At 59.5% G+C, this 25,376-nt stretch carries 23 protein-coding genes and 1 pseudogene; 9 read left to right on the top strand and 15 right to left on the bottom strand.

The features are described from left to right. Positions 1–4: 4 nt before the first annotated feature. Genes ACS5Q1_RS20575 through ACS5Q1_RS20565 form a run of 3 tightly spaced genes read right to left on the bottom strand, consistent with a single transcriptional unit; the run spans position 5 to position 3,144 of the window. Positions 5–829: a carbohydrate ABC transporter permease gene (locus ACS5Q1_RS20575; protein WP_473099924.1), complete on the bottom strand. Its 825-nt coding sequence runs from the start codon at positions 827–829 to the stop codon at positions 5–7. After that, positions 826–1,764: a carbohydrate ABC transporter permease gene (locus ACS5Q1_RS20570; protein WP_473099923.1), complete on the bottom strand. Its 939-nt coding sequence runs from the start codon at positions 1,762–1,764 to the stop codon at positions 826–828. The genes ACS5Q1_RS20575 and ACS5Q1_RS20570 overlap by 4 nt, the downstream gene beginning before the upstream one ends. Positions 1,765–1,806: 42 nt before the next feature. After that, positions 1,807–3,144: an ABC transporter substrate-binding protein gene (locus ACS5Q1_RS20565; protein WP_473099922.1), complete on the bottom strand. Its 1,338-nt coding sequence runs from the start codon at positions 3,142–3,144 to the stop codon at positions 1,807–1,809. A gap of 140 nt (positions 3,145–3,284) precedes the next feature. On the opposite strand from ACS5Q1_RS20565, the gene ACS5Q1_RS20560 reads away from it, so the two are divergent. The 3 genes from ACS5Q1_RS20560 to ACS5Q1_RS20550 all read left to right on the top strand — a co-directional run bounded on the left by ACS5Q1_RS20560 (position 3,285) and on the right by ACS5Q1_RS20550 (position 5,856). Continuing rightward, the gene (locus ACS5Q1_RS20560; protein ID WP_473099921.1) at positions 3,285–4,172 is read left to right on the top strand and encodes a dihydrodipicolinate synthase family protein; all 888 of its coding nucleotides are present in this window, start codon (positions 3,285–3,287) and stop codon (positions 4,170–4,172) included. Then, the gene (locus ACS5Q1_RS20555) at positions 4,169–4,843 is read left to right on the top strand and encodes a GntR family transcriptional regulator (RefSeq protein WP_473099920.1); all 675 of its coding nucleotides are present in this window, start codon (positions 4,169–4,171) and stop codon (positions 4,841–4,843) included. The genes ACS5Q1_RS20560 and ACS5Q1_RS20555 overlap by 4 nt, the downstream gene beginning before the upstream one ends. 74 nt (positions 4,844–4,917) lie before the next feature. Further along, positions 4,918–5,856: a PfkB family carbohydrate kinase gene (locus ACS5Q1_RS20550; RefSeq protein WP_473099919.1), complete on the top strand. Its 939-nt coding sequence runs from the start codon at positions 4,918–4,920 to the stop codon at positions 5,854–5,856. Positions 5,857–5,919: 63 nt separating this feature from the next. On the opposite strand, the gene ACS5Q1_RS20545 is transcribed toward ACS5Q1_RS20550, so the two are convergent. The 7 genes from ACS5Q1_RS20545 to ACS5Q1_RS20515 all read right to left on the bottom strand — a co-directional run bounded on the left by ACS5Q1_RS20545 (position 5,920) and on the right by ACS5Q1_RS20515 (position 15,105). Then, positions 5,920–8,520: a VCBS domain-containing protein gene (locus ACS5Q1_RS20545; RefSeq protein WP_473099918.1), complete on the bottom strand. Its 2,601-nt coding sequence runs from the start codon at positions 8,518–8,520 to the stop codon at positions 5,920–5,922. 140 nt (positions 8,521–8,660) lie between these two features. Further along, on the bottom strand, positions 8,661–9,437 hold the full coding sequence (locus tag ACS5Q1_RS20540; RefSeq protein WP_473099917.1) for a hypothetical protein: 777 nt from the start codon (positions 9,435–9,437) through the stop codon (positions 8,661–8,663). Positions 9,438–9,973: 536 nt separating this feature from the next. After that, positions 9,974–10,870, bottom strand: coding sequence for an NAD(P)-dependent oxidoreductase (locus ACS5Q1_RS20535; RefSeq protein ID WP_473099916.1), 897 nt, complete (start codon positions 10,868–10,870; stop codon positions 9,974–9,976). A gap of 61 nt (positions 10,871–10,931) precedes the next feature. Beyond that, entirely contained in the window at positions 10,932–12,446 is a 1,515-nt protein-coding gene (locus ACS5Q1_RS20530; protein WP_473099915.1) for a tripartite tricarboxylate transporter permease, read from the bottom strand. A gap of 25 nt (positions 12,447–12,471) precedes the next feature. Continuing rightward, positions 12,472–12,951 (bottom strand): tripartite tricarboxylate transporter TctB family protein, encoded by a 480-nt coding sequence (locus ACS5Q1_RS20525; protein ID WP_473099914.1) that lies wholly within the window; start codon positions 12,949–12,951, stop codon positions 12,472–12,474. Positions 12,952–13,032: 81 nt separating this feature from the next. Next, the gene (locus ACS5Q1_RS20520) at positions 13,033–14,028 is read right to left on the bottom strand and encodes a Bug family tripartite tricarboxylate transporter substrate binding protein (protein WP_473099913.1); all 996 of its coding nucleotides are present in this window, start codon (positions 14,026–14,028) and stop codon (positions 13,033–13,035) included. Between the two features lie 57 nt (positions 14,029–14,085). Next, positions 14,086–15,105, bottom strand: coding sequence for a 4-hydroxythreonine-4-phosphate dehydrogenase PdxA (locus ACS5Q1_RS20515; RefSeq protein ID WP_473099956.1), 1,020 nt, complete (start codon positions 15,103–15,105; stop codon positions 14,086–14,088). A 214-nt stretch (positions 15,106–15,319) separates the two neighbouring features. On the opposite strand from ACS5Q1_RS20515, the gene ACS5Q1_RS20510 reads away from it, so the two are divergent. The 6 genes from ACS5Q1_RS20510 (at position 15,320) to ACS5Q1_RS20485 (ending at position 21,351) form a co-directional block, all read left to right on the top strand. Beyond that, positions 15,320–16,009, top strand: coding sequence for a GntR family transcriptional regulator (locus ACS5Q1_RS20510; RefSeq protein WP_473099912.1), 690 nt, complete (start codon positions 15,320–15,322; stop codon positions 16,007–16,009). A gap of 54 nt (positions 16,010–16,063) precedes the next feature. After that, positions 16,064–16,783, top strand: coding sequence for a 3-oxo-tetronate 4-phosphate decarboxylase (gene otnC / locus ACS5Q1_RS20505; RefSeq protein WP_473099911.1), 720 nt, complete (start codon positions 16,064–16,066; stop codon positions 16,781–16,783). 4 nt (positions 16,784–16,787) lie between these two features. Further along, positions 16,788–17,597, top strand: coding sequence for a hydroxypyruvate isomerase family protein (locus ACS5Q1_RS20500; RefSeq protein WP_473099910.1), 810 nt, complete (start codon positions 16,788–16,790; stop codon positions 17,595–17,597). Next, a complete protein-coding gene (gene otnK / locus ACS5Q1_RS20495) occupies positions 17,594–18,859 on the top strand; it encodes a 3-oxo-tetronate kinase (protein ID WP_473099909.1) in 1,266 nt (421 codons plus the stop codon). The genes ACS5Q1_RS20500 and otnK overlap by 4 nt, the downstream gene beginning before the upstream one ends. Before the next feature lie 80 nt (positions 18,860–18,939). Then, positions 18,940–20,334 carry an NAD(P)H-dependent oxidoreductase gene (locus ACS5Q1_RS20490; protein ID WP_473099908.1) on the top strand — a complete coding sequence of 465 codons (1,395 nt, stop codon included), beginning with the start codon at positions 18,940–18,942 and terminating at the stop codon, positions 20,332–20,334. Positions 20,335–20,358: 24 nt separating this feature from the next. Beyond that, the gene (locus tag ACS5Q1_RS20485; protein ID WP_473099907.1) at positions 20,359–21,351 is read left to right on the top strand and encodes a bile acid:sodium symporter family protein; all 993 of its coding nucleotides are present in this window, start codon (positions 20,359–20,361) and stop codon (positions 21,349–21,351) included. 31 nt (positions 21,352–21,382) lie between these two features. Here ACS5Q1_RS20485 and ACS5Q1_RS20480 read toward each other — a convergent pair whose 3' ends face one another. From ACS5Q1_RS20480 to ACS5Q1_RS20460, 5 genes and pseudogenes are all read right to left on the bottom strand, one after another. Beyond that, positions 21,383–22,246 carry a PPC domain-containing DNA-binding protein gene (locus ACS5Q1_RS20480; RefSeq protein ID WP_473099906.1) on the bottom strand — a complete coding sequence of 288 codons (864 nt, stop codon included), beginning with the start codon at positions 22,244–22,246 and terminating at the stop codon, positions 21,383–21,385. A 29-nt stretch (positions 22,247–22,275) separates the two neighbouring features. Beyond that, entirely contained in the window at positions 22,276–23,079 is an 804-nt protein-coding gene (locus tag ACS5Q1_RS20475; RefSeq protein ID WP_473099905.1) for an SDR family NAD(P)-dependent oxidoreductase, read from the bottom strand. 34 nt (positions 23,080–23,113) lie between these two features. Next, the gene (locus ACS5Q1_RS20470; RefSeq protein WP_473099904.1) at positions 23,114–23,887 is read right to left on the bottom strand and encodes an SDR family NAD(P)-dependent oxidoreductase; all 774 of its coding nucleotides are present in this window, start codon (positions 23,885–23,887) and stop codon (positions 23,114–23,116) included. 60 nt (positions 23,888–23,947) lie between these two features. Next, a pseudogene (locus tag ACS5Q1_RS20465) lies at positions 23,948–25,141 on the bottom strand (acyl-CoA synthetase); the annotation flags it as partial. Positions 25,142–25,175: 34 nt separating this feature from the next. Further along, on the bottom strand, positions 25,176–25,376 hold a 201-nt coding region (locus tag ACS5Q1_RS20460), incomplete at its 5' end, for an integrase core domain-containing protein (RefSeq protein ID WP_473099903.1).

Genomic DNA, 25,376 nt, shown 5'->3' with positions numbered 1-25,376 from the left:
TGCATCATCCACCCTTCACGGCACCGGCTGTAAGGCCTGCCACGATTTGCCGCTGTGCAACGATGGTCAGAATGAGAACTGGCAAGGTGACGATCAGTGCCGCCGCGGCCAAAGGCCCCCAGCTTAGCTGCTCGAAAGAGAGCATGTTGTAGACTGCGACTGGCAGAGTTCTGGTTTCCCGGCCTGCCAGCACCACGCCGAAGACGAAGTTGTTCCAGGAGAAAATCACCGCGAGGATGAAAGCGACTGTGATGCCCGGCTTCGCAATCGGCAGTGCAATGTGGCGAAAAACATCCCACCGGTTGGCCCCATCGATGACGGCCGCTTCCTCGAGTTCAAGCGGGGTCGTTTCGAAATAACCGATCATGATCCAGATCACGATCGGGACCGTGATCACGAGGTGAGCGATGATCTGCGGCACGAGCGTGCCCATCAGACCCAGCCACTGAAAGAGCAGAAAGAGCGGAATCAGATAGGACAGACCAGGGGTCATGCGCGCGATGAGAACGACCACGGCCGCCTTGGTCGCCTTCATGCGAGCGATCCCGTAGCCGGCTGGAACGCCGATGAGGAGAGCGAGCCCGGTCGCGGCACCGGTCACGATCAGGCTGTTGATGAAGAAGAGGCCGAAGCGGTTCGATTCGAACACGCCGGTATAATTCTTCCAGGCAAATCTTTCAGGGATCAGGATCGGCGGATAGGCCGCATTGTCGACCTCGAACTTCAGCGAGAGTGAAATCATCCAAAGGAAGAACAGCACGGCCGGCGAGACCAGCACGAGGCCGACGAATAGCATGCCGAGCGAATTAGCGGCTTTCCGGAGGTTCATGCGCCATCCTGAACATCGGTCCACTTCGTGCGCTGGCGAAGATGGAGCATGAGAAGGGACAGGGCGATGACGATCGCAAAGAACACGACCGCAATCGCCGATCCGTAGCCCACGTCGTAATAGGCGAAGGCGACGCTGTAGAGATAGAGATTGATCGTTTCCGACGCGGTGCCCGGACCGCCCTGGGTGATGGCGTAGATGATATCGAAGCTCTTCAGGGCATCGATGGTTCTGATGATCACGGCGACCATCAGGAACGGTGCGATCATCGGCAGCGTGATGTAGCGGAACCGCTGTAGGATGGTCGCTCCGTCGATGGCGGCGCTTTCGTAAGGTTCCGTCGGAATGGCCGCGAGTCCACCCAGGACGATCAGCATGACGAGCGGCGTCCACTGCCATGTCTCGACCAGAACCAGCGACGGGATCACCGTCGAGGGATTGAAGACCCAGGCCTGCGGACCGATACCGATCAGGGACAGGAGATAGTTCAGCACCCCCAGTTGCGGATGGAACATCATTGTCCAAACCAGGGCGATCGCGACGGGCGTGGCCATCATCGGCATGACGAACACGCCGCGCAGGATGCCTCGGAACGGCAGGCGGGAGTTGAAGATGAGAGCCGCCAGGGTACCGAAGATCAGCGGCAGGATCACGGCCAGGAACGTATAGATGAGTGTATGACCGACAGAGGTCAGGAAGCGCTCGTCCGATACGAGCCGCATGTAGTTGGACAAGCCGGTGAAGCGACGGGCTCCACCGACTGTCCATTCCTGCATGCTCATCCACACCGTGAAGACCCACGGGAACACGATCACCGATCCCACCACCGCCACGGCGGGAACGACAAAGGGCCAGTAGGTGCTTTTCGGGCGAGCGTCCGTAGCGGACGCTGCCTTTGTCAGCGGCGTGACCTGGTGTTCAGCAATGGTGGACATGAACATGCTCCACCATGCCGATCTTCTCCCGTCCGGATCGCATCAAGCCTTCTCACTGCGCTCGAGGATGGGTCTGAACTGCTCCGTCGCTTTCTTCATTTCGGTCGCCGGATCCCCTCCTCCCGCCAGAAGATTCGTCAACCCGATGCCAATGATATCGCGGAACTCCGTCACCGGCTGGATGACGGGAAGGCCGAGCTTGCTGATCTTGCCCGATTCCACCACCGCGTCGATCCAGGCCGGCGGCATCTTCACGCCCTTACGGGTTTCTGCATCGCTGAGGATCGACTGGCGGAACGGAACGCCGCCACCAGCCTGCAGGAGACGTGCGCCCATCAGCTTCGAAACCGCCCATTGGCAATAGAGATAGGCGGCTTCCTTGTTCTTGCTGGCGGCGGTGACGCCGATCCCGTCGCCGAAGGTTGCGGAGGCCTGAGCCTTCGGTCCGCGCGGCATGACGCCGTAGCCAACCTTGCCGACGACCCTCGACTTTTCCGGATCTTCCAGCGGAGGCGCAAAGCCGACGCCGTCGAGCCACATGCCGATCTTGCCCTGCAAGAAGGCGGATTGACATTCCGACCAGTTGAAGCCGGCGACACCCGTCGGTGCAGACTTGGTGAGCAAGCGCTGATAGAGTTTCGCAGCCTCAATGGCTTCGGGTGAATCCGTCATCAGATTGCCATTGGCGTCGACAGGATCGATGCCGTAGCCGAGCAGGAAGCTTGTCCAGACGGGAACATTGGCGTTCTTCAGACCGCGTGCGACGAAGCCGTAAGTCCCCTCCTTCGAATCCGTCAGCGCCTCCGCGACCTTCACCATCTCCTCGAAGGTCTGCGGATAGGAAAGGCCCTTCTTCGCAAAGAGGTCCTTGTTCCAGTAGACCATCCAGTAATCGACCGAGAACGGCAGCGACAACATCTGTCCCTGCGGATTCTTTGCATAGAGCAGGCCAGCCTGCGAGAAGTCGCTTTCGGTCAGGCTCGCTTCCGTAAGTTCCGGATTCTTCATGAACGCGCTGAGATCGGCCAGCCAATTGGCCTTCTCGAACTGGCGCTTCTGAACGTGATAGCTGATATGAACCACATCGAAGCTCGGGCTACCCGAGTTCAGCTCGATGACGGCTTTCTGCCGTTGCTGCTGCTCCGGCGTCTGCTCGGATGAGACCTCAATGCCAGTCAGGTCGGTAAATTCCTTCTCGTACTTTTGAAGAACCTCACCGCGCGGGCTCTTGACGAGATTCACTCCGATCTTCGTGCCGGCGTATTTCTTCCAGTTCACATCCGCAAAGGCAGGCATTGTGCCGCCGAGGCCATATGCGGCAGCCGCCGCTGTGCTTGCGAGAAATGTACGACGCGTAACCGATCCGCCTGTTGCAGCCATTGCCCATTTCCTCCGTGATGTAATGTAACGGTCCTTTCGGACTCTTTTCAGCGCTTGCAACCGATTAAGCACCATGTAACATGTTAGTGTCAACACAACACTTGCTCGGCCCGGCGCCGAAGCTGTTACCGGAGGCTCTCTTGTCGCTCAGCTTTGGCATCAGTCCCGCCCTTGTCACTCCCTTTCTGGATGGAAAGGTCGACGTTCAACGTCTGGCCATACACGCCAAAGACTGCCTCGCTCGCGGGTGCCGGACGGCGACGCTATTCGGGACGACCGGTGAAGGTCCCTCCGTCGGCGCGGCCGAGCGCGAGCGTGTCGCGGCCGAAATCGTCAATCTTGGCATCCCGGCGGAAAAACTGGTGGAAGGCGTGATCGCCTGTTCGCCTGAGGAGGCCGCTATCAGCACGAGCCAAGCGTTGCGCCGCGGTGCCCATGCCGTCCTGCTTGCGCCGCCCTTCTACTTCCGCCCAGCTCCGGACGAAGCCGTGTTCGGCTGGTATTCCGCCGTGTTCGATTCCGTTGGGAGCGATCTTCGCGATGTCATTCTCTATCATATCCCCGCCATGACCGGCGTACCCCTGTCACACACGGTCATATCGCGCCTGAAGGATCGCTATCCAGGTGCTATCAGAGGCGTCAAAGATAGCGCCTGTAATCCCGACGCGACATTCGCCCTGATCAACGCCTTCCCCGATCTCCATATCCTGGTCGGCGATGAAACCTATCTTGGTCGGGCGTGTGCCGCAGGTGCCGCCGGATCCATCTGTGGGGTTGCCAACATTCTGCCGGAAGCCGTGATTTCTCTTGCGGAGAACGGCCGAGACGACCCGCGCATCGTCGAATTGGTCCATGAGATTTGCCGTCACCCGATCATTCCCATGGTGAAAGCGCTCGTGGCTCATGTGCACAGAGATCCTATTTGGGCGGTTGCCCGGCCTCCGCTTCCGACACTGGACGAACAAGCCGCGGCACGAGCCGTCTCATTGCTCGAGCCATTCGGAAACGTCATCAAGGCTGTTGCATGAACATGGCCCGCCACGCGCCCCGCTCGGAGCTCAAGCTGCGTGAGCGGGCCTATGACGCCTTCACCGAACAGTTATTGCGAAGTGAGATCAAACCCGGTCAGTTCGTGACCCAGCGGGAATTGGTCGCCCTCACAGGACAACCTCTTGGCGCAATCCGTGAGTTGATCCCGCGATTGGAGGCGGAGGGGTTGATCGTCACCGTCCCGCAGCGCGGATTGCAGATCCTGCCCCTCGACATCACGTTGATCCGAAACGCATTTCAGTTTCGGCTTATCCTCGAGCGCGAAGCAATCGCGTCATTCAGCCAGATAGCCAGCGATGCCGCCATCGAGCGGATTGAAGCTGCGCATCAATCCATTGTCGCTTCCGCTCAAAATGGGCTGACGGAAGGCCTCGTCGCCGAGGCTCAGCAGGTGGACCGGGAGTTCCACGAGAAGATCATCGATGATCTCAACAACGACATCATCTCGAAAGCCTACCGCGTGAACTGGATCAAGGTCCGCCTCATTCGCCAGAACGAGACGAGCCTCGATGAGGATCTCGTGATCCCGGTCATGCGAGAACACCTCGCCATCATCGCGGCCATGAAGCAGCGGGATACCCCGGCCGCCGTGGACGCCGCAATTGCGCACATCATGAACGCTCGGGCGCGGGCGCTCAGGCTTGAATAACCGCCTTCGCCCTTCCAATGTGTCGATAGACGATGCGATCTGACCCGGGGTGAGAATCGATATTGATGAAAGCGATGAACCAGAAGCCGGTGATTTGCCTCGGGTGCGCTTTCTGGGACACCATCTTCAAGATTGACCGGATTCCGGGACATGGCGCCAAGGTGCTGCCGGAAAAAGCTGTCCAAGCAGCCTCCGGGATGGCGACGGCCGCGGCGGCTACCATCGCTCGCCTCGGGGCCAATGTCGAACTCTGGGCACGCGTTGGCGACGATTCAGCCGGCGACAGCTTCCTGCGCGACCTGTCCCGTGAGAGCGTGCGCATCGACCGGATCCGTAGGATCCCGGATGCCCGTACAGCCTTCTCGACCATTCTCGTCGACAGCGCTGGTGAAAGGCTGGTGGTGCCGTACACCGATCCGTCACTCGATTCCGATCCGAGTTGGCTCCCGCTTTACGAGGTCGCGAATGCCGCTGCCGTTCTCGTCGACATGCGGTGGCTTGAAGGTGCAAAGGCCGTGCTGACGGAGGCGCGCCGTCATGGTGTTCCAACCATCCTCGACGCCGATGTTGCACCTCCCGAATTGCTCCGCGAGATGATCTCTCTTGCAGACCACGTTCTGTTTTCGGAACCTGCCCTGCTCTCCCTTGTTTCAAGCACCTCGCCCCGAGAGGCGTTGATGGAGGTCGCAGCGCGCCTCGAAGCAAACGTGGTCGGAGTGACACTCGGCGTGGCAGGCGCATTGATATGGCACAGGGGAAGTGCGGCAAGCGCACTGTATGAATTCCCGTCGATACCCATTCGCGCCGTAGACACCTTGAACGCCGGCGATGTCTGGCACGGCGCGTATGTCTATGGCCTTATCAACGGCTGGAACCTGTCCCGGACCGTTTGGATGGCCAACGTGGCGGCCGCCATGAAGTGCGAACATTTCGGGGGCCGCCTTGGCTCACCTCGGCTCCCGGACCTGTTGGAACGCAGCCGCGGGCTCCTTCCGGATAATATCGGGAACTGAGAGTTCAAACGGCCAATTGATCCCCTTTCCATGTTCGGAAAGGGGATCGTCATTGGAACCGGCTCAGATGATGTAGAAATCTTTCTCCGTCATCTTCAGATTCTTCGACAACTTGGCAAAGGCGATTTGCGCCTTCGACCCAGAGCCGTCGCTATCGTAGTAGAGAATGCCCTTCTTGCTATCATAGATGATGCGGTCATCCTTATCGGAGGCTCTGGAACCGATGTGGAAGGCATCCGCGTCCAGCCAGCCGCGACCACCAACCTTCGTGAAGATCGCGTTCTCAAGCCGGATAGTGTCCGGACCGACATTAAAATTCTTGATCGTGTCTACCTCGCCCTTGCCGAGCCGTGTGTTGAAGACGAACGTGTCGCGCCCATAGTTGTCCTCGAGCACGTCTGCCCCGAGTCCGCCATAGATCACATCGTCGCCGAAGCCTCCGAAGATGCTGTCCCGGCCATCGCCTCCGATCAGGATGTCGTTACCCGAACCGCCTGAGAGGGAGTCTTCTCCGGCACCACCATCGAGACGGTCCTTGCCGGAAGAGCCGGTCAGATAATCGTGACTGTCCCGTCCATAGACCCTATCGTTTCCGGATGAACCATGGAGGCGATCATCGCCCTTGCCGCTGTAGAGCGTGTCATTGCCGCCCTGGCCATAGAGGCGACTGCCTTGGTCTGTGCTGCGGAGGACGTTACTCAGGCTATTGCCATAGCCGAAGAGGGCATCACCCGAGAGCGTGAGGTTCTCAACATTGGCAGCCAGGCGATGATTCACCGGTGCGAGCACCGTGTCGGTGCCAGCTTTGGCAACTTCCGCGATTCGATCATCCGCAGTGTCGACGATATAGGTGTCGTTCCCCCGGCCACCGATCATCACATCGGCGCCAGTTCCGCCATCGATCCGATCATGACCGTCGCCGCCTTCAAGTCGGTCGACACCGGTACCGCCGAAAAGGAAGTCGTTACCGACACCGCCGGAAACGGTGTCGTTGCCATCGTCGCCGTAGAGCCAGTCATTGCCACTAAGCGAGCCGACATAGTCGTCGCCCGCTCCACCATGAAGTGTATCGTCATCCGCTCCAAGCACGATAGACTGGCTTGAGCCGTCGCCGTAAACCACCTGTGAACCAGCGCCGCCGGTGACTTGCACGTTGCCGATGACCGTCGCGAAGGCGATGTCCTGAAGCTCTATGACAGTTCCTGCGGCGAGGCCACGGGCGTCGATCACAAGCGCAGTCGCTGGGGCATCTGGATCCTTGCTGCCGCTGATAACGAGGGGCACGCCAGAGGTGGCGCCGCTCTGAGTTGCGACGATGCTCTGCACAAGAAGCGGTCTGTCGGTCGGGAGGCTCGCGAGAAAGCCTGATCCGCCGCCGGTCAGAGACACTTGGTCGGTCGATCCCGCGGTCGTGTGGGATTGAATCTCGCGAATCAGATCGTCGAGCGAGGAGCCAGCCGCCTTCGGAGCGGAAAGCCCGGTGACGGTCAGGCCAATACCGACGCCGAGCTGAGCGGTCAGCAGGTTGCGCCCGCCGACATTCATGAGCGGGATGTCGGCGTACCGTCCGTCACCGTCCGTCTCGCCTCGACCACCGGTTACGACAGGGATCGTGATGACCTGCGAGAACGTGCCATCGCCGTTGTCAACCTCTGTCCGCACTACGTCCACGCCGTCGATCACATCGGCATCCTGAGTGCCGTTGACCGTGATGGTAACGATTCGTTCGGTTCCGTCCGATGATTTCACGGTGAAGGTGTCGTGCTTCACCTCGCCTTCCCGCAGAGCCTGGACGGCGCTGAGGGCGTTGTCGAGTTCGTAAGTCCACGCGCCCGTCAGATGATCGAACGAGAAGGTACCATAGGTGCCCTGCACGTCAGCCATGGGAAGGAACGCATCCTCGCCGACATCTATGTCGGCCACCATCAGTACGCCGGAGGCAGTCGTGACAGCGTCCTCCTTGACTGATCCTCCGAGATCGCCGCCGATGGCTGCTGCGTCGTTCACCGCAGTCACGTCGATACGCATCGCGTAGGGAATGGATGTGCTGCTGCCCCCGTTCGCCGTGCCACCATCGTCCTTCACCCGGAACGTGAAGCCGCTGTACTGGGCTCCCGCCCCGTTTTCATTGGCACCAGGCGTGAACACCAGCCTGCCGATATCGTCAAAGTCGATTTCGCTCCCCGCCGTGATCATGGCACCATCGATCGTCAAGGTGCCGCGCACCGGCAGGGTCTCGATCACGATGGACATGAAAGCATTGGACGGAGGAGCATCGCTCGGATCGGCGAAGGTGAAATCCCCGGCCTTGAACGTGTACGACGTGTCCTCAAGCAGGGTCACGGCGCTGTCGGCGGATGTCGGCGCGTCGTTGACCGGGGTCACGTCAAGGGTGATGACGCCGTCCGCCGGGCCGGTTCCAGCCGCATCGAGGATCTGGGTTGTGATCGTGACGTCCTGAGCCCAGTTGGCCGCCGGCGAGAAGGCCACGGCAGCGAGCGCGGCATTGACGTCGGCGACCGATCCGGTGACGGTCCAAACGCCCGTTCCGGCGTTGTAGGTCGCGGTCGCGGCCCCAAACGTGCCGGTGGATAGGCTGCCGGCGACTGGGTTGCTCAGGGTTAGGGTTGCGGTGACGGTCTCACCGCTGTCGACATCCGTCACGACGATGTTGTCGAGAGAAATCGCTCCACCGTCCTCCGTACCGCTTTTGGATTGGGTCAGATTAGTGGCCGTCGGCGCATCATTGACGCCCTCGACGGTGAAGGTCGCAGTGGCAGTATCGGACCGTCCGGTCGAGTCCGCTACCGTAACACGAAGGACGTGGTGCGTGTCTGTCCTGCCCTCAGGTCGGCAAAGTCGCCGTCATCGGAGAACTGCAAGGTGCCATCCGCATTCAGCTGAGCGCGCCCGCCACCAGCCAGATTGACCCATTGACCGACACCGGCCGCGGATCCATCGATCGCAGTAATCGTCTGCAGGTCGACGACACCAAGCGGACCGCCATTGTCGAGGTCCGTGTCGTTCGCGAGAACGTTCTTGCCCGTCAGCAGCACACCCGCCGTGGCATTGAACGCATCATTGACCGCGTCCGGGGCATCTTCCAGAAGATTGTCATAGAAGACCGTCTGATTGACATTCGTTCCGGGCTGGAACCCTAGGAAGTACCAGTCCAGATCCAAAGTCTTGGTCTCAGCATCATAGGTCGGGGCGTAAACCGTGTTGACGCCACTCATCGAACCTTGCTGGGCAATCGTCCCCGGAGCCACGCCTGCTGGCGCCAAGCCTTCGATGGTGATGTTGAATCCGGCCGCTTGAGCCGTTCCTTGGAACTGGGCGAAGACCTGATTGCCGGAAATGTCTATAGTGACGGTGCCACTCAAAAGGCCGTTCGGCCCTTGAACCGGCTCCATGTCGCCGTCTCCATCCGTGTCGGACAGGATCCTTGCGGATAGCGGCACAACGAGTTCAGCCCCCTGACCGACGAGTACTGAGGTGAACACGTATGGAGGCGCACTTTCGAAAAATCCCTGTAAAGTCAGGGTGATCTTAACCTGAATTCCCTCGAGACTACCCGCCATGTCATGCCCCCTGGCCGATCACAAGGTCTGGAGCCCTGGATGGCCGTGCCGTCACGCGACACTATTGATCGTTATCGTTGAGGTGTTCGGCAGTCCCCGCCTGAAACTGCTGTCGCGATGGCAGTAATAAGAATTGGCGCCTACAGGTCGAGTCGTTTTACTGAGGATTTCTATTTTATTAATCTATGTTACCTTACGGTAACATAGATTAATAAAAGTTGAACTCGACACGCAACCTGTTCGGCTCGATGAGGTCGGAGACGTGGAATGTCTGCGATTTAACATAAACATCATAGACATCAGCCGTAGAGACGGGCTGATGCCTCAAAACGGTTCAAAGCATTGATTTTGACTTAGGGTACGGTCCGGTCAGCAAATCAGATGGGCAAAGTTCGTCCAGATCAAACCAGAGACCCCCTGTCGTTAGAAACATCTAATCGTTCTTGCTTGAACACATACTCGGCTTATTTCAGCGAGGCGCCACAGCGGACGACAAAACCAAGTATCTTGCCGTGACAAAGTCCGTCCGTCGGCTCTCAACCTGAGGGCAGGATGTTGTTTCTATGTTCAAGCTCGACAAGTAACCCGCTGTGATCAAGATCGCCGGCATTCGCGATGAGACCTCGGAACAAATCGGCGGTCAGTGTGGTGTAAGGCAGCGCATTCAAGTCGATCCGCCCTGCGGCATCCAAGGCGTTGTCGAGATCCTTGAGATGTGTGACCGAACGCCCCTTCGTGATGAAATCCCGCTCGACCATGCGCTGGCCGTGCAGTTCGAGGATGCGGCTTTCGGCAAAGCCGCCGCGGAGAGCCTCTCGGACTTTGGCGGGATCGGCACCCCCGCGCTGCGCCAGCAGAAGCGCTTCAGCCACGGCACCGATAGTCACGCCGACGATGATCTGGTTGGCCAATTTCGCCAGTTGCCCTGCCCCGTGCGGGCCCACATGAACAGGCCTGCCCATGATCTTCAGAATTGACTCGACACGGGTGAAGACATCTGCATCACCGCCAGCCATGATCGCCAAAGTGCCCTGCTCTGCGCCGGTGGTCCCCCCGGAAACAGGCGCATCGATGTGATGGACGCCACGCTCCGCGAGATGCTTCGCGTGCTCCTGTGCCTCGGCAGGCTTGATGGAGCTCATATCGACCAGGATGGCGCCTGACCTCAGGGCTTCCGCCACACCTTGCGAGAACAGTACATCGGTGACGATCTTGCCGTTCTCCAGCATGAGGATGACAACGTCGGCACCGCTCACTGCTTCAGAGGCTGTATCCACGACACGCGCGCCGAAGGGCGAAAGAGCCTCGGCCTTCTCGCGCGAGCGGTTCCAGACCGTTAACGCGTAGCCGGCTTCGAGCAATCGTTTCGCTTGGCGCGATCCCATGAGACCAATGCCGAGGAACGCAACTGTGCCTGATGTGGACGTCGGCATTGGATTTTCCTCGCAATATGGCCCGCCCCATATTCGGAATGGGCCTTTTTGAATCTCAGATTCAGGCGACAGCGGATGAGGCCTTAGGCTTCACCATGCGGCCCAGCAGGGTGCTCAAGAGCGGACCAAGAGCGAGCGCAAGACCGATCAGCATGAGCGTCGCGACGAGTCCGTTCGACCAGAAGATCGAGAGCGATCCCCGCGACATGATCATGGATTGCCGGAAGGCGTCCTCCGCCTTGTCACCAAGCACCATCGCCAGCACGAGCGGCGCGATCGGGTAATCCAGCTTCTTGAACAGGTAACCTACTACGCCGAAAGCCAGCGCCAGCCAGAGATCGAACGGACGGCCCGCAACGGTATAGGCGCCGATGAAGCACACGACCACGATGACCGGACCGATGATGGCGAAGGGAATACGCAGGATCGACGCGAAGAGCGGAATGGTTGCAAGCACCAGAAGCACAGCGACGATATTGCCGAGATACATGCTGGCGATCAGGCCCCAGACGAAGTCCGGTCGTTCGATGAACAGCATCGGTCCAGGATTCAGGCCCCAGATCATCAGGCCGCCCATCATGACGGCTGCGGTCGCAGAACCGGGAACGCCGAGCGCGAGCATGGGCAGGATGGCGCTGCTGCCAGCGGCGTGGTCCGCTGTCTCCGGAGCAACGACGCCCTCCGGCTCACCCTGTCCGAAGCCTTCCTTGCGACGGGAAAGGCGCTTGGCGAGACCATAGCTCATGAAGGAAGCCGCTGTCGGCCCGCCCGGCGTGATGCCCATCCAGCATCCGATGGCGCTGCTGCGCAGCAGCGTCACCCAATAGCGCGGCAGGGTTGCGATGGTCTTGAACACATCGCGCACCTTGACCCGAGCTCGGATGCCGTCGAAGCGCAGCCCCTCCTCCATGGTGATCATGAGTTCGCCGAGGCCGAAGAGGCCGATGACCGCGATGAGGAAGCTGATGCCGGACAGAAGCTCATTGAAACCATAGGTCAGACGCAAACCACCCGAGACCGTGTCCATGCCGACTGCCGCGAAGGCGAAGCCGAGGCCCATGGACACGACCGTCTTGAACGGCGACGCGGCGCCAAGTCCAATGAAGCTGGCGAAGGCCAGGAAATAGACGGCGAAGTATTCCGGCGAGCTGAAGCGAAGGGCGAACTTGGCGACCCAGGTCGACAGCACGGTGATCAGAATCACGCCGACCAGAGCGCCGAACCCGGCAGACAGGAAGGCGAGTGTCAGTGCTTGCGTCGCCTGTCCTTGCCGGGCCATGGGATACCCGTCAAAAGTTGTCGCGACGGATGACGGTTCGCCTGGAATGTTGAAAAGGATCGAGGTGGTCGAGCCCCCAAAAAGCGCTCCCCAATACATGCTGGTAAGCAGAATGATCGCGGCAACGGGATCCATGGTGAAGGTCAGTGGCAGCAGCAGCGAAACGCCATTGGGCGCACCGAGTCCTGGCAGAACCCCGACGAGGATGCCCAGCAGGACGCCGATCATCATCAGCATGACGTGGTAGGTTGTCAGCGCGACGCCAAAACCATGAAGGAGTGATGCGAAATTTTCCACGACCTGTCTCCGTCAGGATTGGAGCTTAGTAGAGGCCCAGCGCGGCTTCGAGCGGCCCCTTCAGGAGCGGGACCTGGAAGGCGACTTCGAGCACGAAATAGAAGATCACGGCAGCAACGAGGCCAGAGGCGACGGATATGACGAGCCGGTACTTGCCCTGCGTCCACATGACGAAAGCGATATAGAGCGTCGTTGCCACATAGAGACTAAGGAAGCGCGCCACCACCACGAAGGCGAGCATTGGCAAGAAGAACGATGCGACACGCTTGGCCTCTTCCTTATGCAGGAAAACCGACCGCAATCCGTGTCGGCCGATAGTGGCCTGGACCAAGGTGCCGATGCTGGCGGCAACAACCAACAAACCTATATAGAAAGGAAATGCGCCGGGCTCCGGTCCTGCATCTCCCCAGCCGATCCCGAACTCCAGAGCGCCGACCACCGCAGTGAGTCCTAAACCCGCCGTCAAAGTCGCAGTTCCGACCTCAGCCGTATAACGAGAAATCATGGCGTCCGTCCCGGTCCGATGAATGCCGTATAGAATAAGGGCTGGCGGAGTTTTCCTCCGCCAGCCACAAGATTGTCGTGATTAGCGAACGACCCAGCCTTCCTGTTCGAAGACCTTGCGGTTCTTGGTGTCATCCGAGGCGATGAAGGTCTTCAAATCCTGACCCGCCAGGAAGCGGTCGGTCTGGGACGTGCGCTCGATGTATTCTTTCCACTCGGGCGTAGCGCTCACCTTCTTGAGGACATCGGCGTAGAACGCCACCGCCTCGGCAGGAACGCCACCCGGCAACCATACCGTGCGCGGCATCTGGAACTGGTCGATCGGGATGCCAGCTTCCTTACACGTCGGAATGTCGGACCAACCCATCGTGGCCGTCACCTTGACCCCACCCTGCAGGCGTGCCGGGCTGAAGACGCAGAGCGGAGTGATCGCGCCGGCCTTCCACTGACCTGCGTTCTCGTTCGGATTGTTGGTGTTCGAGTCGATGTGACCACCGGCAAGCTGGACACCAGCCGCACCACCGCCTTGGAACGGAACGTAGATGAACTTGGCGCCCGTCGCATCCTGGATCAGGCTGGTAAGGGTCTGATCCGTGTCCTTAGACTGGCTTCCGCCCATCTTGAAGCTGTCAGGCTTTGCCTTGACCGCTTCGATATAGCTCTTGGCATCCTTGTAGGGGGCGTCCGCTTTTACCCAGAGCAGGAACTCGTCGAGGGCCATGGCTGCGACAGGGGTCAGCTCATCGGGTTTGTAGGCGAGTTTTGCCACATATGGCAGGAGGTAGGCGTTGTTCGTGCCGAAGGTGAGCTTGTGGCTATCGCCATTCGCAACCTTTGTATAGATGAAGCCTTCCGCACCGCTGCCGCCACCCTTGTTGGTGACGACGATGGGCTGTTCCATCAGCTTATGCTTAGAGATGATCGACTGCACGACGCGAGCGAAGTTGTCCGTGCCACCGCCGGGGCTCGATGTGACCACGAACTCGACCGGTTTTGTCGGCTTCCAATCCGCCTGTGCCATGCCGCCGAATGTCGCCGCGACGGCTGTGGCGACTAAAAATGAAGTCTTTTTAAGCATCGTTCTTCCTCCCTGTGATGTTTCCAACCGATGGCGTCGGTTCTCGGAACTGACTATTTAGGAATTGACGGCCGATAATCTGGGCATTTCAGCCTGAGATCGGCGGGCCCGCATCTCGGCGCCCATACGAATGGCAAGCGAGAGTGCCTCGCGGCTGGCACCGAGATTGGCGATACCACGGCCTGCAATCTCGTAGGCCGTGCCGTGAGCGGGCGTGCAGATCGGGAATTCGAAGCCGCCGATCAGCGTCACACCACGATCGAAGCCCATGAGCTTCATCGCGATCTGGCCCTGATCGTGGTACATCGTCAGAACGGCATCGAAGTCGCCATTCTTGGCGCGCAGGAATACGGTATCCGACGGGAACGGACCTTCGACGGTGAAGCCCTGCGCCTGCGCTTGACGAACGGCCGGTTCGATGACCTCGATTTCCTCGGTGCCGAAATTGCCGCCATCGCCCGCGTGCGGATTGAGACCCGCCACCGCGATGCGCGGCGGATTGAAGCCCGCAGCGCGCATGCACTGATCGGCCAGTGTCAGCGACTTGAGGATCGACTTCTCGGAAATGGCAGAGGCTACTTGCGACAGCGGGATGTGCGAGGTGACACGGGCATTCCAGGTCCTGCCCAGAACGTTGAACTCACTCGCGGCGACCGACGTCTTGAGAACATCGCGCACAAAGCGAATCTCATCGTCATATCCGTCATAGGCGAGGCGCATCGCCTTCTTATTGAACGGTGTGAAGAACACCGCATCCGCGCGGCCCGACTGGGCCAGCAGCAAAGCACGCCGGAAGTTTCCGGTCGCGAACAGGCCGCCTTCGAGCGTGGCGGTGGCAGGCACGACCTGATCCGGTTTCAGATTCTTGAGATCGACGAAGACGGGACGGGTCGAGTGCTCAGGGATCGCCTGCTCGGACGCGACAACCTCCACATCAACATCAACACCCGCAACCTTGGCGCCCTGTTCCAGAATCCGCAGATCGCCGAAAATCACGAGGTCTGCTCCGGAGCGGAACTCATCGGATGCAACGAGCTTGGCAGCAAGCTCCGGGCTGATGCCTGCCGGGTCGCCCATCGCGAACGCGACAGTCGGCTTTGCTGACGGGGTCGATAACGTTTGAGCGCTCACGGCAACCTCTTCTCGGGATAACGCAAGGACAGTAACAGCGCTTAATTTCGTACACAAGTATGCTGCATACAGAATTTTGTTTGCGAGGAGTCGGAGAAAGGTTGTATAGAGAGGCCAGTCCCGTCAGGACTATGGAAAGACGGCAAAGATGGAACGAGCCATGGCATCTGAGGCTGCAGCCCAGCTGATCGACGAGTTCGATTCGCGCGGCCCAATCGTCCGCCCGACCCTTCACGATGCCATCGTGGCGCGTGTGCGCGACATGATCATCGAGGGTGAACTCGTCCCAGGAACGCGACTTCACGAGGGCAACCTGGGCAAAATGCTCGGGGTCTCCCGGACACCGTTGCGGGAAGCTCTCAAATTTCTGGTCAGCGAGGGATTGCTGGAGCTATCGCCCGGCCGAGGCGCCGTGGTGCGGCAGTTCTCCGCGAAGGATGTTCATGACAGCCTGATCGTCCTCGGCAATCTCGAGGGCCTCGCAGGACGACTGGCCTGTGAGCATGCCACGGACGCCGAAATCCGTGAGGTCCGGCAACTGCATGATCGCATGATGGACATGTACGAGAAGCGCGACCGCTTGCCCTATTTCAAGCTGAACCAGAGCATTCATTCGGCCATTCTCCGCATCTCCAAGAACGAGGCTCTGGTCTCGGTTCACAGCGTTCTGCAGGCCCGTCTGAAACGGATCCGCTACATCGGCAACGAAGGGCCGGAAAAATGGGCCGGGGCCGTCGCCGATCATGAAGAGATGATCAGTGCTCTAGAAGCGCGCGATGCCGAACGCCTGTCGAAGATCCTGACAGTTCATATGGAAAAAACTTGGGATCGCGTCAAAAACGCGATCTGACATTTTCTGCCACTCGGCTTCCTTTTGAATACCTGAGATTTCAAAGGCTTAGACATGAGCGATGAGAGCCAGCTTCGTAAGATGATCTGCCTTTTCGGACGCTCTCTCTTCGAGCGTGGTCTGACGGCAGGATCATCCGGCAACATTTCGGTTCGATTGAGCGATGGGGGCTGGCTGACGACACCGACTAATAGCTCCCTCGGCTTTCTCGACCCGGCCCGCTTGAGCAAGCTCGATGCCGACGGTCGTCTTCTCTCGGGCGATGCACCTACGAAGGAATTACCGCTCCACTCGGCTCTCTACGCAACCCGAAAGGACGCAGGCGCGATCGTCCATCTGCACTCTACCCATTCCGTCGCTGTCTCGATGCTGCCTGATGTCGACCCGGCCAATGCTCTGCCGCCCATGACGGCCTATTATGTCATGCGTGTCGGCCGAACGGCTCTCGTTCCTTACTATCGGCCGGGAGATCCGGCAGTTGCGGATGCGATCCGTGGGCTCGCAGGAAAATACAGCGCCGTCCTTCTCGCCAACCATGGCCCTGTGGTGGCCGGCAGGGATCTAGAAGCTGCTGTCTATGCCACGGAAGAACTGGAAGAAACCGCGAAGCTGCGCCTCCTCCTCCACGGCCTCAGCCCACGCCTGCTGACCCGTGCGCAAGTTCGGGATCTGGTAACGCATTTCAAGCTGGACGAGCCGATCGCCGAAGAAACCTCCGATAGCGCTCAGGAATGTTGTTCCACTCCTCATCACCATTCACACAAGTGCGGATGAATCGATGCCTCGTTTCTCAGCCAATCTAGGCTTTCTATTCACTGAGTACTCTGAAATCGAACGGGTCGCAGCCGCAGCCGCAGCGGGCTTCAAAGCCGTCGAGATGCACTGGCCCTATCAAGTGCCTGCCGCCGAGATGCGCAGCGCCTTGAGCCGCAGCCAGGTCACCATGCTTGGACTGAACACACCGGTCGGCAATGCCGCAGCAGGCGATTTCGGACTCGGAGCCTTATCGGGCCGCGAGAACGAATTTCAGCAGTCCGTCGATCAGGCCGTTTCCTACGGGCATGCCATTGGCGCGACTGCGGTGCACTGCATGTCCGGACTCATTTCTCCGGATTCCGCTGCAGTCGCCGAGCGTACATTCGTGGAGAACCTGAAGCTTGCCGCCGACAAGGTTGACCAGGCCGGCATGACGATTCTGATCGAGCCGATCAACCACCGGGACAAACCCGGATATTTTCTGCACACCATCGAGCAAGCCGCATCGATCATCGGTCAGGTCGGCCGCCGAAACGTGAAAATCATGTTAGATTGCTATCACACGCAGATCATGCAGGGCGATCTGACACGGCGGCTCAAGAATCACGTCGAGTTGATCGGCCATGTTCAGATCGCCGCTGTCCCGAGTCGTGCCGAGCCGGATGAAGGCGAGATCGATTATCTCCATATCTGCCGGTCCCTCGACAGTATCGGATATGGCGGCTGGATTGGAGCCGAATACAAGCCTCGCGGTCGGACGCAAGATGGTCTCGGCTGGCTTTCAGCCTGGACCCAAGATCAATCCTCAAACGCCCGTGGAGCTGTGGCATGAAGCTCGGATGTATCGCCGACGATTTGACCGGAGCGACCGACCTTGCCCTCATGCTGGCCCGCGAAGGGCTTAGGACTATCCAGACGATCGGCGTACCGCGTGCAGACCTCGATTTGTCCGGCGCGGACGCTGTTGTCGTCGCCCTGAAGTCCAGGACCAGCCCTGCGCAGGAAGCCATCGAGCAATCGCTGGCCGCGGCCAAGGCTCTTAAGAATGCCGGCGCTCAGCACCTGTTCTTCAAATATTGCTCGACCTTCGATTCCACGGACGAAGGCAATATCGGACCGGTTGCAGAGGCTCTTCTCGCCTTCACCGGAAGCGATTTCACTCTTGCCTGCCCGGCCTTTCCGGTCAACGGCCGCACGGTCTACAAGGGCCACCTCTTCGTGAACGGAGTGCCGCTGCACGAAAGCAGCATGAAGGATCATCCGCTGACACCCATGCGCGATTCCAATCTCGTGCGAGTTCTGCAGCGGCAGACAAATCTTTCGGTAGGCCTCGTCTCCTATGAAGATGTGGAAGCAGGGCAAGATGCCATCCGCTCCGCCTTCAAGCGCGAGAAGGCAGCGGGTCATCAGATCGTCATCGTCGATGCCCTGAGCGACATCCATCTCCGGGCGATCGGCCTCGCGGCTGCCCATTTTCCTCTCATGACCGGTGGCTCGGGCGTCGCCATGGGCCTTCCTGCAGCTTACCGCGACAGCGAGCGCTCGACTGCTCCCGTCTCCGCGACAGGTTTCGATGCTCCTGCCGGCCGCAGCATTATCCTCGCCGGATCGTGCTCAAGTGCGACGAGGGGCCAAGTCAAGGCGGCCCTTGATGCAGGCATCCCTGCCTTCCGGCTCGATGCGTTGGGTCTTGCTTCGGGGACACTGAATGCGCAGGTGGCTCTCGATTGGCTGACGTTGCAGCCTGCAAACGGACCAGCCCTGATCTACTCCACAGCAACGCCTGAAGAGGTCCAGGAGGTCCAAAGCAAGCTCGGACGCATGAATGCCGGGGAGATCGTCGAGAACACCCTTGCCGAAATTGCCAAGGCGCTCCCGTCTCTTGGTTTCACCCGTCTCATCGTGGCCGGAGGCGAGACCTCCGGCGCAGTCGTGAACGCTCTCGATGTCGATGCGCTGGCCATTGGGCCCGAGATCGACCCCGGCGTGCCTTGGACGCGCTCGGTTGCGGGGATTGATCTCGCACTCGCGCTCAAATCAGGCAACTTCGGAACTCCCGACTTCTTCCTGAAGGCCTGGAACATGCTTCGGTAGAGATTCCATTCAGAAAACCTATGCACTCAGCGACACAATAAGCCGATGGTGACCGCCCATCGGAAGGGGAGATATGCGCGATGAATTTTCATGATTACTACGCAAAAGCGGATCGCCCCGTCGAAACCTGTGTTGTCGGCACCGGCGGTTTCGGTCAGAGCTTCCTTGCCCAGGCGCAGCGGGTTCCTCTGATGAATGCGCGCATAGCCGTCGATCTCACTGCCGAGAGCGCGGTATCAGGATTGAAGGCCGCTGGCATCGATCCGAGAAAGATCCAAATCTGCGAGTCGGCGCGCGATGCGAAGGTCGCATGGGAGCGCGGAGACTACATCGCGACCAAGGATCTCGCGTTCGTGTCGGATCTTCCTTTCGATGTCATCGTCGAAGCGACCGGACGGCCGATAGCGGCAGCCCGCCATGCCGTCATCGCTGTGGAGGCCGAAAAGCACCTTGCGCTTGTCACGAAGGAACTCGACAGCGTCGTGGGGCCCGGTCTCAAAGTGCTTGCGGCTGAGCGTGGCCGCATCGTCACGACAGTCGATGGTGACCAGCCGAGCCTGTTGATCGGCCTCGCCACCTGGGCCGAGGTCATGGGCTTCCATATCGTTGCCGCTGGCAAGTCAAGCGAGTACGATTTCGTGTTCGATCCTGCGACCAGCCGCCTCATCAGCAATGAGCGGTCTGCGGACAACGTGGATCTGGGGCCCCATTGGGCTCTCGGCGGACGCGATGTCAGCGAAATCCTGGCTGCCAGAAGCAACGCCATCGCCGATTTCCCGCAGCGAGCCGTGCCGGATTTGTGCGAGCTCACGGTCGTTGCGAATGCCACAGGTCTGCAGCCGGATCGTTTCGATCTCCATGCGCCTCTTGCGCGCATCAATGAAGTTCCTACGATTTTCTCGCAACGCGAGAACGGCGGCATTCTTTCCGGCGACCGGCGTCTCGACGTGTTCCACTGCTTGCGCAAGCCCGACGAGATCAGCTTCGCGGGCGGCATCTTCGTGGTCATTCGCTGCGACGATGCGAAGAGCTGGGACATGCTGGCCCAGAAGGGGCATATCGTCAGCCGGACGGGTTCAACCGCCATGGTATTCCTACCGCGCCACCTACTTGGGCTCGAGGCAGCCACGAGCATCCTCGACGCCGCGATTCATCAGATCTCTGGCTATGGCTCCGACTATCGCCCGCGTTACGATCTGGTCGCTGTCGCCACCGAAGACTTGCCAGCCGGAACGGCCCTCTCCATGGGAGGGCATCACCATACGATCTCCGGGGTCACTGCCGAATTCCGACCCGCTGGGCCGCTGGCTGCGACGGCCCCTGCCCCGTTCTACCTCGCTGCCGACTGCCGGCTGACGGCACCGATCTCCAAGGGGCAGGACATCCGGATGAGCGACCTTGAGCTAGATGAAACATCGGCGCTGTTGAGGCTCCGCCGGGAACAAGATACGCGCTTCTTCGGACATCGGGCCTAAGAGCGGCCCAGGAGTGTATGTTCGATGGCTTTCCTCTCCCTCCTTCGACCCGACCGCTTCACCATTGCCCTTGTGGCGACGGCCATCATCGCAACGGTTCTGCCGGCGACGGGAGCTGCCGCCCCTATTCTCAAGATGGTCATCGTCGGCTCGATCGCGCTCCTGTTCTTCCTTCAGGGAGCCCGCCTTTCGCGGCAGGCCATCATCCAGGGGGCTATCCACTGGCGCCTTCACCTGATGGTGTTTGCCGCGACTTTCATCCTGTTTCCAATTCTGGGGTTGCTCACAAAGATATATCTGCAATCGTATCTCGCGCCCGGCATCGCCTTGGGCATTCTTTACCTCTGCCTTCTCCCATCCACGATTCAATCTTCGATCACGTTCACATCGCTCGCCGGCGGCAATGTCGCGGCTGCCGTATGCAGCGCGTCGGCATCGAATGTCCTAGGGGTTTTCCTCACCCCTCTCCTCATGGGGCTCTTCATGCAGACGCAGGGAGGGGTGTCTTTCGAGGCCATCGGCGAGATCGTCCTGCAGATTCTCGTGCCGTTCTTGATCGGCCATCTCGTGCGTCCCTGGATCGGTCGATGGGTGGAGAAACAGCGAACACTCACCGGTATCGTCGACCGCGGCGCAATCCTGTTGGTCGTGTATTACGCCTTCGGGGAAGCCGCCATTAACAATCTATGGCACCAGCTGGAACCGAAGGACATGATCCTGGTCGTTGTCCTCAGCTGCGCGCTCCTTGCTGCGGTTCTGGTGATCACAACCATGACAAGCCGCCTCTTCGGCTTCTCGCAGCGGGATGAGGTCGCCATTGTATTCTGCGGCTCCAAGAAAAGTCTCGGCAGCGGCGTTCCGATCGCCAGCATTCTCTTTCCCGCCAGCATGATCGGCGCGATCATCCTGCCTCTGATGCTATTCCATCAGATTCAGTTGCTTGTTTGCGCGGTCCTGGCGAGAGCCTATGCGGAGCAAACTGGTCGGGAACCATCCACTACGGAACCTACCGGCTAGGCTAACCGGCAGTATACAAAGCCAGATGGGATCAGTCTGACTTCGGTTCGATGACTAGCTCGAAGGTGACGCAGACTGGATTGTCGCCTCGCACGACCTCACCTGCGAAGATCCTACCCTGCATGTCCACGACGTCGATATCGAGGCTTGCCCTTGGTGATCCGTCGATGGTCGTCACCGTGCCCGTGCGGATCAGCACCTCGGTGGCATGGGAATCGACACGGGCTCCATTATTGAAGCGGACCTCGTTCAGGCTGCCGATTCCATAGAGACTTGCCGCTTTGATGCCGTGTTGCAGACAGATGGCTTCGATGGCGAGACAGACATCCGTATTCGGCCTGACTTTTGCCAGCAGCACATGAGGATGTGATGCCGTTGCCGAGTCTTCGAAGACCGGCACCGGTTCGAACAATGTGAAGTTCGTCTCAGCATCCGGTAGCGCCTTGAAGGCAGCGGTTCGTGATCCGATTCCGGTTACGATGATCGGCTCCGCTACAATTGTAGCTGGTCCCAGCATGTGGCCCATTTGGCGGCCGTCGCTGGAATTCCAGATCCCGTGACAGTGAATGAACGACTTGCTGTCACGCCAGCCGACGATGGCACAGGCGCGCTCAATGTCGACTGGACCGGGAGGCGCAAACGGTTCGCTGTACCAGGCAGCATGAAGAGCGTCCGGAGATGCAGCCGGCATGACGAACTGGAATGGCTCGCACCGCCCACCGTTGAATTCCACGAACCCGCTGACGCACCCGAAATCCGCGAATCCCTTAGAAATCGCTACATCGACAGGCTGACCCGGCTCAAGGGTGAATTTCAGCGGGATGGACGACCCGGCAATGGCGGCTGTGCGCTCGGGAGATATGGGGCCCGGGTGGCGAATTGCTCTCAATGTCATACCTTACTCCCGGGCAACATGCGTAATCGTCAACGAAACTCCGATACGGCGCAACTCTGACCGCCGTCCACAGGCAGACAGACGCCTGTAATGAACTTCGCCTCGTCGGATGCCAGGAAGACAGCAGCATTCGCAATATCCCAGGCCGTTCCCATTTTCCCGAGAGGAACAGCTGCGTTACGGGCGGCCACCATCTCCTCTACGGAGGCATATTGCCCGGAAATCTGCTTATAGATCAGCGGAGTATCGATGAGACCAGGCATGATGCAATTGGCCCGGATGCCTTGACGGGCATATTGCATGGCGATGGCAACGGTTGCCTGGTTTACTGCCGCTTTTGTCGCGGAATAAGCGAAATAGGGATAGCCAGTCCATCGGATCGCTGCGAGCGAGGATATGTTGACGATCGCACCTCCATCCTGGCGCAACATGTGCGGAATGACCGATTTGCAGGTCCGGTAGATCGGCCCGATGTTGAGATCAAGCGCAGCGGCGAACTGCTCTTCGCTCAACTCGACGGGACCGCCCATATGGGTCACTCCGACATTGTTGTGAAGGATGTCAAGCCTACCGAACTCCGCAATCGCCTTTTCGACCGCATTATTGATCGAGTTCAAATCCGTAACGTCGGCCGATATGGCAAGAGCGGTGCCGCCCTCGCTGCCGATGATAGCAGCTGATTCCTCCGCGGCGGCCTGGATGAGATCGATGCAGACAACGCTAGCGCCCTCCCGGGCATAGGCAACGGCGGCCGCCTTTCCATTTCCCCATCCCGGCCCAGACGATCCTGCCCCGAATATGATGGCAGTCTTGTCCTTTAGACGCTCGCCCATCTTGACCTCATCCATGCCCATTACCGAGGGTAGTCTAAGGGCTTGGTCCTGGATCAAGAATACCGGCGATGGAGAAGCCGCCATCGACGCAGATGGTCTGGCCGGTGACGTAGCTGGACTTGCGCTGATCGAGCAGGAAAACCGCCGCCCCTGCAATCTCATCCGGCGATCCGTAGCGGCGTTGAGGCACGGTCGTCATCCAGGCCGCGCGCACTTCGGGAGTATGAACCTTCTGAACGAGCGGCGTTTCAATCGGGCCGGGTGCGATAGCATTCACGCGGATCCCAAGAGAAGCCAATTCGACAGCCATGACCTTCGTCATGGTGATGACACCGCCCTTCGAAGCACCATAAGCTACGCGCCCCTTGTTACCCATGACGCCGGACACGGACGCAACATTGACAATGGAGCCCTCTCCCCGTGTCTGCATTAGCTTTGCGGCTTCACGTGACACGACGAAACTCCCGATCAGATTGACCTCCAGCATCTTCCGGAACAGATCGACGCTGGTATCAAGAGCAGGCACGTCTCGACCGATTCCAGCCGAATTCACAACGCCCGTGATTGGTCCGAACTCGGCCTCGCACGCCGCAATGGTGCGGACAACCTCATCTTCGTCCGCGACATCCATCCGCTCGAACCGGACGCGGTTATTGGACGGTGAGAGAGTATCCCTGCAGCGGTCGAGATTCTTACGTTCGAGATCCGCCACGATGGCCCGCCAACCTTCGGCCAGAATAGCTTCAACGACTGAAAGCCCGATGCCAGAGGCCCCTCCAGTCACGAGCACCGTCTGCTGCTGAGCCATGCTTCCCTCTCTCCTCAGGATCGACATACGCTTTTCTGTGGCGGACCAGATGCCTTGATCTCAGGTCGTGCCCGATAATGGCAGGCAACCGCGAGCCTCCAACTCCGCCCGAATATCTTTCTTGGTGATCTTGCCGTAGGCTGATCTCGGCAGGGCTTCCCAAAAGAACACACGCTTTGGAAGCTTGTAGCGAGCGACTTTGCCCTCCATCCAAGCCAGGAGCTCGTTCTCGCCGACATCCGCTGCCGGTTTCAGGACGCAGACGGCTACGCCGACCTCACCCCAGGTCCTATCCGGCACGCCCAAGATGGCAACCTCCGCGATGTCAGTGTGTGTCAGGATCTTCTCTTCAATCTCACGCGGATACACGTTCGATCCGCCCGAAATGTACATGTCCGAGGCGCGACCGGTAATGTAGAGATAGCCTTCTCTGTCCACATGCCCCAAATCGCCTGTCCGGAACCACCCATTCCGGAAGGCTTTCGCATTGGCCTCCGGGTTATTGTAGTACCCCGCGAATACGGCCGGACCGCAGACGCAGATCTCTCCTGTCTCGCCGGGTGCCAACTCATGTCCCTGCTCGTCCTGGATCGAAACCTGCATACCGGTCCGCTCGTAACCGCAGGTTCCGACCTTTACATCCGGACCGTCGTCGGGCTCGTGGAGCGCCGGCGGAAGCACGGTGATGTTTCCAGTGACCTCGCCGAGGCCGAAATACTGGACAAGCACCTTTCCCAGCTTCTTGAGGGCATGCTTCTGGTCCTCCCGGTACATGGGTGCCCCGGCATAGATCACATAGCGGAGAGATGAGTGATCGTACTTGTCCACGGAGGAATGCTCGGTCAGCATCTTGACGATGGTGGGAACGGTAAAAAGATTCGTAATCTCCCACTGCTCGATGAGCTTCCAGGCTTCATCGACATCGAACCGCTCGCTTGAGAGGAGCACGGTTTTGGCTCCGCGCGCCACCTGAGTGAGTTGATGAACACCCGCACCGTGCGACAACGGTGCCACCACAAGAGATGAGTCCTGATGCGTGGTCCCTGGCATCAGATCGCAGAGATGGTTCGTCACCACGAAGGCCATCTGGCCATGGGTGAGAACGGCGGCTTTGGGGCGCCCGGTCGTGCCGGACGTGAAAAAGAACCAGCACGGATCATCATGCTCAACCGACGCTATCGGCGCACTCTCGCCCGAGTATCGTGCGACAAGCGCATCATAGTCCTCACCGAACTCCGAAGTCCCAATGGAGACTGGCCAGCCCCCACGAGGTGGTCCGGTGTCAATGTTAGTGCATGATCGGTCGTGGCGCTACGGCTGGGGTGGCCGGCGGAGTTGGCCGGGGTTGCGCAGCCGGCCATAGCCCTGTCTCGGGTGCGGGTGGTCTGTAGCCCAACGACGAATGTGGGCGCACGGTATTGTAGTGGCGCCTCCAAGTTTCAATCTCAATCTGAGCCTCCTTGAGCGTGTAGAAGATTTCGCCTTTCAG

It is taken from the genome of Microvirga sp. GN3 (assembly GCF_055792825.1).
This window is presented reverse-complemented; position numbering and strand designations above follow the sequence as displayed.